Here is a 9,082-nt window from a genome sequence, read left to right as displayed (position 1 = left end):
TAATAGGAACAAATGCGCTAATTATCAAAGTTGTATTAAATTCAACTGGGATGCCTTTTATGTATTTATAATACAAAGGCATAAAAAACAAAATCATAACAAACAATATCAAACTTTCTTTGATAATTTTTGTTAAAATCTTATTATTTAGTTTGTGGGTTTTCAAATGTTGGGTAACGGTCTCGACTATGAGTAGTTGCGTGGTTTAGTACTAAACTTTGCAAGTACGCACCAAACTGAAAATCCGCGAGGATTTTCAGAAGTAGGCGAGAACAAGCAATTACTTATAGCCATTGTTATGCACTGGCTTTAATTATTTTAATCCTCCTTTTCTTTTTGTTTGGTTACGTTTAACCCAATTATAAAATAATGTGGCATCATATCGAAAGCTTGATTAGAAAAATCAGTGGCTAATTCTTTTTCCATGCAGAATCTTAACAGAACATCTCCATTTTTTGAAGGGGATTCCCAAAATGAACCTATCAACAACAAAGGAGTTTTTCCTTCTTTTAAAGTTGTGTTTACTATTTTGAACGGTATTGATGCATGTTTATTTGAGTAAATGGAATCAATTTCCAGCTTATATTCGTCAATGCCAAAATCTCCCATTCTAATATTTAATAAAAAATCATTGTCATCTTCTGTAATTATAAATCTAGCTCCGTCGAATGGCTTAAATATTCTTTCTCCATTTTTTATTGAGTGATATGGGGATGATGTACACCAAATTACTTCTTCATTCACCAATTCTTTGTCAGCGTATTCTTCTTGAAATAGACAAACTTTGTATTTTAAGCTATCCGGTGGATAAAGGCCAAATTTTAAAACGTTGATTTTTAAAGATTTTAATACAGCATTCATGTCTTCCATTGTAACGTTAGGATTTGAGTAATCAACATCAAATTTCTGGGCTTGAGAAGAACCTATAGACACAAAAAATATCCAAATTAGTATAATTCTTTTCATTATATCGTTTTTAAAATTATAATTTTCCATGTATAAAATTTAAGGTGTTAATTGTTTATTGCAGTAATATGTGGTTTGAGTTTGGTTTTGCTTGTGCATAACGTTTATGTGTAAGGAACGTTGCGTGCTTGTGTGCGAGGATTTTCCGAAGGAAAATCAGATGCAAGCAAGTAAAGCAACTAACATTGGTTAAGCTAAAAATAGCAATTTTTTATACACGGTGTTATATGGCGTTTTTATTTTATTTTAAAAATGAAATGGCTGGCAAATACCAACTTTGTTTTCCATTTTTTATCCTCATTAAATTTTTAAATATTAGCGTAAGATTATATAAATAAAGAATTCCTAAAATAGAAATATAGATTAGGTCTTTGCCAATTTTAAAATTGAAAAAGAATAATATAATATCAAAAAGGTTAAAATTAAATTTCATATATGAACCTTTTGTAGCAACCATTATAACAGAGTATATTAACAAAGTCCAAGTAATTTGGAAACTGATTATTTTTTTTCCATAATTGTCTACAAATTTTATTTTGTCTTTTTTAAGAATCCACATAACTAAAGGGATTATTATTCCTAAAATAGGATTAAATAATAGACCAGTTAAGGCGCTTAAATTTAAAAGGCTTAAATATCCTTTGTCTTCAATATCTGTCCATTCTAAAAGGTCGTCAGGAGTCACTTCAAGTGCTTGCGTTAATTTTATTAATGTGTCACCTCTTGGAATAGATTCGCCTTTTTCGATTCGTTGAATGGTTCTTAAACTTAATTTTGATTCTTCAGATAGTTGTTCTTGAGAAAATCCTTTTCGGCTTCGTAAGTCTTTTATTTTAATCGCTAAGTTTTGATTATTCATTTTTCATTTATTTTAATGATTACTCAGCAAAGATATTTTTAAGTTGTTTTTGTTGTTGCGTCATTTCTATGTCAATCTTATGACATTTTCGCCAACGTTCGGCTCAAATGCCATACGGTCTTGTATAAGATTAGTTGCGTGTTTTAGGTACTAAATTTAGCAAATAAATCACAGATAGAAAGTCCGCGAGGACTTTTGTAAGTAGGCTAGAACTAGCAATTAATTTTATACGTTGTTGGCTTTAGTTTTTTGCAAACTTAATTAGTGGTTTAACATTTCCATTGTCAGCTTCTTTCAATGCATTAATATACTCTTTTCTAATTTCGTTAGCTTTTACCATATTAGACTGATGCCACGAAAATATTTCATTTCCAAAAATTGATTCCATAATTACGTCCGCCATCATTCTTGAATGTCTTCCATTTCCATTTGGGAAACAATGAATAGATACTATTCGATGCTTGAATCTAATTGCTATTTCTTCTGGTGAAAAGGTTTTGTTTTCTATCCAATATTTGGTGTCGTCCAGTAAATTTTTTAATTCAAGCCCAATTTTTGTCCATGGAATTCCGATGTTTTTTTCAGTTCTTCTAAATTCACCAGCCCATTTCCATACATCACCATACATTTTTTTATGTAAGTCTTTAACAAACTTTTCTGTCAAAATATTTTCAGGTTTCAAATTTGTGTGAATAGTCCATTCGACAGCTTTTTCAATGTTCAGTTGCTCAAATTCATCCAACTCTCCTTGAGTCGTAATTGATTTTATTTTAAGACCATCCTTTTCTTCTTCTTCTAAAGGTGTTTGTCCATCTTTGTAAACGAATTCTAATCCCATAATGACTTTCTCATTTCTCGTTTTATTTCATTAGCAAGTTCCTTTATGGTTTTGGCTATCTTGTCATCTCCAATTCCTTGGTCCTCTAATTTCATATTTTGATTGGTCCGTAATACTATTTTTTGGGCCAGTTTATCTGCTTTTTTCTGTATTAAATCGTCTATGGTCTCATTTTTTGGGACCAGTGCATATACCAATTTTAAATCCAGAGCCATGGCAACATCTTTTAAAGAATTGAGTGTTATCGTGCCATTAGCCTCACTTTCCTCAATTCTTTTTACGCCTTGTCTTGTAATATTTAGTTTAGCACCAAGTTGGGCCATGGTCATATTAAGTGCAGTTCGAATAGTATTTATCCATCCACGTTCTGGGACCAGGACCTTTCTGCTTTCAGAGAATGGTTGTAGCTTTTGGTCCAATTGTTCGATTAAAAGTTTTCGCTTATTTCTCATTTTTTTTGTAAATATTTAAGTTTACAAAACATAAATAATGTAAACTTTTGTGTTTACAAATATATAAAAAAGTCAATATATAAGTTTACAAATTACAAAAAAAGTAAACTTAAATGTTTACTTTTAGTTGTTCATTAAATTAAAGCCAACGGTTAGTATATGAAAGGTAGCGGGTTTAAAGCACGAACTTTTAGGAAGGCAAGATAATTAATTAAAAACAAAAACGGTTCAGGTTGTCACCTAAACCGCTATTTTTTATATACATTGTTCTGTGGCGTTTTTATCTTTTCATTTTATTTTTTTGTTTCTAAATATTCTGTTAACGCTTCTAAATAAAGGATGTTAAAAGAATTTCCCGAAAATGGATTTTGACTAGTAACTAGATTTCTATCCTTTATCGCAAAGTTTGATTTTGGCAAGCCACTTTTATATTTCAGTCCTAATTTTCTTAACTGTCTAGCTATTTTTCTGTTTTTAGGTTTTCCTTTCATTATGAATTTTTCTATAACAAATTCTTCAATAGGAGATACAGAATTGACTTTATATCCGATATAAGGATTTTCTTCTGCTGGAATTGTCAAAATAAGATTAGGAGCGTGGCAAATAAGTCCAGTTGGTTTGTTTTCTTTTGCAAAATGTTTTAAAAGAGTAGGAATATTTTTGTTTTCTATCAAATCTATCATTAAACCTTGTCCACCTGGAATAATGATACCTATATAATTATCTTGATTTACAATTGCGTTTTCAAGTGTAATTGGGTTATTGAATGAATCGTCTTTTGTTGTAAATTGGATTGCTTCATTCTTAACTTCTAAAAGGTCTTTCCAATATTTATCATTGATACTCTCTTCATCAATTGTTGCGACAACGCCATTTGGTGTGGCAAATTCCACAGTATATCCATTTTCCGAAATAGATTTATATGCCAAATAAAATTCATTTAAAAAGACTCCTGTTTGTCGTAGTTTTTGTCCGTTATTCAGCTCTAAAGTGTCTGCTGCACTCAAAACAAAAAGAATTTTCTTGGTTTGAGCGAAAAGTGATATGTTCGTAATCATTGCAACTAGTATAATTAAAATTAGTTTTTTCATTTAAAGGTTATTTAGCTGCAATAATTTCAATTTCTATAAGACAATTTGGTGCTGTTGCTAATAAAGGTAAAGGAACAATGGTACTGGTTGGGAAATTTTTTACTCTCCATTCTTTAGATGCTACGTCTATCAAAATTTGCTTTTTCTCTAGTGTAAAATCTACAATATAAACAGTTTGTTTCACTACATCATTTATTGATAATCCTGCCGTTTCTAGAGCTGTTTTGATATTAGAGACCGTCTGTTTAACTTGTTCTTCAAAATTTTCTGAAACCAATTTACCTTCTATGTTTGAAGCCCATTGACCTGAGAAATAATACATTTCTTTACCTTTTGGAATTTTAACTATATGAGAAAAGCCATTGAATTTAGGATCAAATAATCCTTTTGGGTTGATAAAACTGTTTTTTTCTTGAGCCATACTATTCTTTTTTTTGAGTGTTTAAGTTTTCTGATTTCGTGCATGAAAACAATGTTGACAATATTGCAATCGACATTATCTTTCTTATCAAAATTTCAGAGTTTTAATTATAACACAAAGGAAGTATACGTAAAAATGGTGTGCATTTACATATGTAAAGAAAACTAGCTCTTGCTATTTTTGGCTCTAATCCTACTTAATTGTGTCGGTGTTATACCAAGGTAAGAAGCAATATGATATTGAGGAATTAATTGTTCCAATTGAGGATGTTCTCTTTGAAAAATAGCATATCGTTTGTTTGCTTCTAACAATACAATTTCTACTTCTCTTTTTTCTTTATCAACAAAATAATATTCAGCAATTTTTCTTAAAAGCCTTTCTAAATCTTGATGTTTGTCTAATAAATCAGTTAATTTTCTATAGTTTCCTATTAGTAAATCACAGTCCGTTAATGCTTGTTGATTTATAGTGTTTGGGAGTTGCGTAACCAAAGAAGAATAACCACCAATCATATTATTTTTTGTGAAGAAATGTTTGTTATATTCTACTCCTTCATTATTACGATAGAAGGCTCTAACAACACCTTGTTTAAGAAAGCCAAAATTTTTAGCTACCTCTCCTTCTTGTAAAAAATACTCGCCTTTTTTTAAGGAATGTTCTGTAAAAAGTTTTTTCACTTCATTCCAAGTGTTTTCTTGAATAGGAGAAATAGTATATAGAAAATTATAGAGGTCTTTCAAATTAGATTTCGTTTTTTTTATTCATATCCGTGTGTTGTTTTCCAGTCCGAAATATCAATTTTATCAATTTCCTTTTGTCTTTCTTTTTTGGTTTGCTCAAAAGTATAATTGACAAAAAAGAACCAAGCAATAAAACTCAATATAAATAGAATAATTCTTTGCTTAAACTTTAAATAATAATTTTCATCCCTCAAATTTACAAGAGTAAATCGGTCAGATCCAAATGGGAATTGATCCATAAAAATTAGTGGTCCAAATAGAAAAAGTCTAAGCATTTCAAGCTTTGTGTAGCTTTCTATTTTATTTTTTTCTAATCTTGCAGCTTCTTCTTTTAATTTTTCTTCTAGTATTTTATCCCATTTTTCAATTACTTCGTTTTGTTCCTCTTGTGATATATTTCTTTTTACAAGTTCTTTTTTCGCTTGCAAAGTTGCTTCTCGTTGCCAAATATTCTCGTCATTACAATTTGCAATTTCGATTAATTCTTCTGTTTCTCTCTCAGAAATTGGAGGGTTGTACTCGGTCATTTCAAAATTGTGGCTAACGGTCTCGTATAACCGTCAGTTACGGGTTATAATATGCGTTGATTTTCGGTTAAGCACTGACATTAGCAATTGGGAGTGGATTCGGACGTAGTCGAATCCGCCGTAATTGCGGTTATACATTGTTGTAAACAGTTATTTTTAACATCCGCAATACATTTCAATTTCAGTATTGTTTTCAGTTTCCCTAATTTCAAAGTAACATCCAGCACCATCGTCAGTTGGTCCAAATTTGGTTTTCTCCGAATTCCATCCGTGTTCTATGTCCATTGGTGAACTTTCAAGAATCAGCTCAACCCATTGAATAAAACTTTTTTTGTCCGTTTTAGGTAAAGTCAGTTTAGTTGTTATTCCGCCTGCTTCTCTACACTGTTCTTCCGAGTAAACAATTCCGTGTTCAAATTTTTGTGTAAACGCACAAATACTGTAATCAGGATAATCATATTTTTTAACATCCAATTTTTCAGATTCCGTTTTGTAATTCCGATTTAGATACAAGTATGTCACGTCTTGCGAATAATTCGTTTTCTTCAATTCCGCGTTCAGTTCCGCAACATTTGGTTTTTTTAGCTCAAAATTCTGTCCGATACCCAAAAGTGGAATAATTAGAAATAATATTAATATGAATCTCGATTTCATAATTGTTTACAACGTTTATGTGTAAGGAACGTTGCGTGTTTGTGTGCGAGGATTTTCCGAAGGAAAATCGGATGCAAGCAAGCAAAGCAACGACCAAACGGTTTAACTAAAATAAGCAATGTTTTTTACACGGTGTTGGCAACTGTGTTTTATTTTAATCCGTTTAAAAATTCCATACATTCTTTACTTATTTTTCTGTCTTCATTATTGTCATTAAAAAGCTCTTCCATAAAGTATTGCAATTTTTCTCCAATTTCACCAGTACTGTTTTTGTCGTATTCTTTTATGCAAGCAGTAAATAACAAAGAAGTTCTTTCATTTTTATTATTCCAATTATTCGCATAAGTTACGTAGTCAGGTGTTCCAATATATTTATTTACTAATTGTTCAAATTTGTATCCGTAATCCATAATATTATTTTACTGTTAGTGTGTAAGGTGTTTTTAAATTTCCAATCCAATTTTTATCAAATAAATTCAGTACTTCGTTTCTGTTTTTGGCAATTATTGTGTCTTTATCCGTGTAGATTTTCAAATCTGTAAATGGTAAATCATCTTTTAATCCGCCAATTGTCATTCCGCATTGAAATTCTTGTCCAGATTCCACTTTGAATTGAAGTCGATTATTTTCGTCCGCAATAAATGTCGTTGTTAATCCAGGATAAAAATCATTCGTCAATTTTGCATCAACTATGATTTCAGTTCCGCTGTCGTTTTTTATTAAAACAGGATAAGTTGGGTCACAAGATTGAATTAAAATTGCAATCAAAAGTATTATTCCTATGTTCAGTTTTTTTCGCATTCTCGATTTTCGGACATTGTTGCCAACGTGTTTGTATATGGAAAGTTGCGTGTTTGTGTGCGAGGATTTTCCGAAGGAAAATCAGAAGCTAGCAAACAAGGAACTAACTTTGGTTTAGCTAAAACTAGCAATTTTTTATATACGGTGTTGGGCACTGTTTTTTCTTCTGATGTTTGCTCATTAATCAGTCGTTTTTTATTGTTTGGACAAAATTAGTTGTCTGAATTTAAGTATTCACTAATAAATATTCCAACGACATTAATGAACATACTAAAAACCCAAAGCCAATAACCAGAGCCATATCCAATTATTTCCTTTTCAAAGCCTCCTTCATTAACAAGGATTTTGTCAAAAAGCAAAAAAGAGAGGCTAAATATGAAGGCTATTATCCCGACTATTTTTGCTTTTTTTATTTTGTAGGTTGATGTAAATATAAATGATAAAAATAAAAGAGGGTTTGCTAACCAAGGAATTACTCTCAAATCAAACATATAATACCACCCAAGAAGAAGTGCTAAAAATCCACTCATTGCATCAGAGTCATTAGAACCCTCAACAAAATAAATTTTTTGAGTCAATGAGGTAACGAATATAACCATTGTAATTACAAAAAATAAAATATTTGAAATTGAAAGTTTCTTAATCATTATCTCGTAGTGTTAATAGTGCCCAACGTTTATGTATATGGAAAGTTGCGTGTTTGTGTGCGAGGATTTTCCGAAGGAAAATCAGAAGCTAGCAAACAAAGCAACTAACTTTGGCTTAGCTAAAACTAGCAATTTTTTTTATACGGTGTTGGCAACTGGCTTTATTTTTCTAAATGGATTTGAAAACCAGCTCCAATCATAAAAGTTTTTTCTTTTAAGGTACTATTTAATCTGTTAGAAATATAATCTAATGATAATTCTAGTGCTACACTACTATTTAAAAAAATTGCAGAACCAGCTTTAAATCCATGTCCATTATTGTGGAACTTTCCAGTATCATTTCCATCAACGGTCTTTGCACCACCTTCGTAGTAATTGTAATTACCTTGCAAGAATAGATTTATTCTTTTTTCAGGATTCAAAAAGTAATATCGAACAAAAGGTCCAATCCCAAAATACTGATAGTCTTCGAATATATTGTCGTAAGTATAACTTAAACTAATTCCTCCAGATAATTTATCATAAAAGAAATATCCAACATTTGGTGCAATAGTAAAAATTGTCCTGTTATCATATGGTTTTGTCCCATCAGATAAAAATTTGGTTGTGGTTGTTTTAAAATTTCCACTTCCTCCAACTAACCAATTATTTTTTGTTATTTGAGAATATGAAAATGTTGTGAAAAATAAACTGATAATAAAGATTTTTAATTTCATATGGATAAGTTTTAGGGTTTTGTTTTTCAGCTTGTTGCCAACGTGTTTGTGTAAGGAACGTTGCGTGCTTGTGTGCGAGGATTTTCCGAAGGAAAATCAGATGCATGCAAGCAAAGCAACGACCAAACGGTTTAACTAAAATAAGCAATGTTTTTTACACGGTGTTGTACGCTGGTTTTATTGATAAAATTTTATTATATCCACAAATTTTGTTGGTTCAATCACACAATCTGAACAACTCATGATATCAGAATTTTTATCTTTCAAATAATCCAATATTCTTTTTTCCTCTTCAGTTGGTTTTATGTCATATTTTTTTATAATTGATAAAAGCCCAATTGTACCATAAGTTTGAACTTCAGGTGAAAAT

General features: G+C 30.7%; 14 protein-coding genes. All 14 read right to left on the bottom strand.

Features of this window, described 5'->3' with window-relative positions; genetic code table 11:
- Window positions 1–318 precede the first annotated feature (318 nt).
- The gene (locus ACFQ0I_RS15945) at window positions 319–996 is read right to left on the bottom strand and encodes a DUF5041 domain-containing protein (protein WP_379943955.1); all 678 of its coding nucleotides are present in this window, start codon (window positions 994–996) and stop codon (window positions 319–321) included.
- Window positions 997–1,207: 211 nt separating this feature from the next.
- The gene (locus tag ACFQ0I_RS15940; protein ID WP_379943954.1) at window positions 1,208–1,825 is read right to left on the bottom strand and encodes a DUF4870 domain-containing protein; all 618 of its coding nucleotides are present in this window, start codon (window positions 1,823–1,825) and stop codon (window positions 1,208–1,210) included.
- A gap of 241 nt (window positions 1,826–2,066) precedes the next feature.
- On the bottom strand, window positions 2,067–2,663 hold the full coding sequence (locus tag ACFQ0I_RS15935) for a mobile mystery protein B (protein WP_379943953.1): 597 nt from the start codon (window positions 2,661–2,663) through the stop codon (window positions 2,067–2,069).
- Complete coding sequence (locus ACFQ0I_RS15930; protein ID WP_144118200.1) at window positions 2,654–3,115, bottom strand: mobile mystery protein A; 462 nt, start codon at window positions 3,113–3,115, stop codon at window positions 2,654–2,656. The genes ACFQ0I_RS15935 and ACFQ0I_RS15930 overlap by 10 nt, the downstream gene beginning before the upstream one ends.
- A 293-nt stretch (window positions 3,116–3,408) precedes the next feature.
- Window positions 3,409–4,206 carry a DJ-1/PfpI family protein gene (locus tag ACFQ0I_RS15925; protein ID WP_379943952.1) on the bottom strand — a complete coding sequence of 266 codons (798 nt, stop codon included), beginning with the start codon at window positions 4,204–4,206 and terminating at the stop codon, window positions 3,409–3,411.
- Window positions 4,207–4,213: 7 nt separating this feature from the next.
- A complete protein-coding gene (locus ACFQ0I_RS15920; protein ID WP_379943951.1) occupies window positions 4,214–4,627 on the bottom strand; it encodes a RidA family protein in 414 nt (137 codons plus the stop codon).
- A 164-nt stretch (window positions 4,628–4,791) separates the two neighbouring features.
- The gene (locus ACFQ0I_RS15915) at window positions 4,792–5,367 is read right to left on the bottom strand and encodes a Crp/Fnr family transcriptional regulator (RefSeq protein WP_379943950.1); all 576 of its coding nucleotides are present in this window, start codon (window positions 5,365–5,367) and stop codon (window positions 4,792–4,794) included.
- Window positions 5,368–5,384: 17 nt separating this feature from the next.
- Entirely contained in the window at window positions 5,385–5,894 is a 510-nt protein-coding gene (locus ACFQ0I_RS15910) for a hypothetical protein (RefSeq protein WP_379943949.1), read from the bottom strand.
- 156 nt (window positions 5,895–6,050) lie between these two features.
- Window positions 6,051–6,548, bottom strand: coding sequence for a hypothetical protein (locus tag ACFQ0I_RS15905; RefSeq protein WP_379943948.1), 498 nt, complete (start codon window positions 6,546–6,548; stop codon window positions 6,051–6,053).
- A gap of 149 nt (window positions 6,549–6,697) precedes the next feature.
- Entirely contained in the window at window positions 6,698–6,958 is a 261-nt protein-coding gene (locus ACFQ0I_RS15900; RefSeq protein ID WP_379943947.1) for a hypothetical protein, read from the bottom strand.
- 4 nt (window positions 6,959–6,962) lie between these two features.
- Window positions 6,963–7,349 (bottom strand): hypothetical protein, encoded by a 387-nt coding sequence (locus ACFQ0I_RS15895; RefSeq protein WP_379943946.1) that lies wholly within the window; start codon window positions 7,347–7,349, stop codon window positions 6,963–6,965.
- Window positions 7,350–7,561: 212 nt separating this feature from the next.
- The gene (locus ACFQ0I_RS15890; protein WP_209655887.1) at window positions 7,562–7,996 is read right to left on the bottom strand and encodes a hypothetical protein; all 435 of its coding nucleotides are present in this window, start codon (window positions 7,994–7,996) and stop codon (window positions 7,562–7,564) included.
- Between the two features lie 161 nt (window positions 7,997–8,157).
- Entirely contained in the window at window positions 8,158–8,712 is a 555-nt protein-coding gene (locus ACFQ0I_RS15885; protein ID WP_379943945.1) for a hypothetical protein, read from the bottom strand.
- Window positions 8,713–8,889: 177 nt separating this feature from the next.
- Window positions 8,890–9,082, bottom strand: a 193-nt coding sequence (locus tag ACFQ0I_RS15880) for a hypothetical protein (protein ID WP_379943944.1), incomplete at its 5' end; no start/stop codon positions are given.

The organism is Mariniflexile aquimaris, from assembly GCF_042676825.1.
In the GTDB taxonomy this organism is placed as follows: Bacteria; Bacteroidota; Bacteroidia; order Flavobacteriales; family Flavobacteriaceae; genus Mariniflexile; species Mariniflexile aquimaris.
This window is presented reverse-complemented; position numbering and strand designations above follow the sequence as displayed.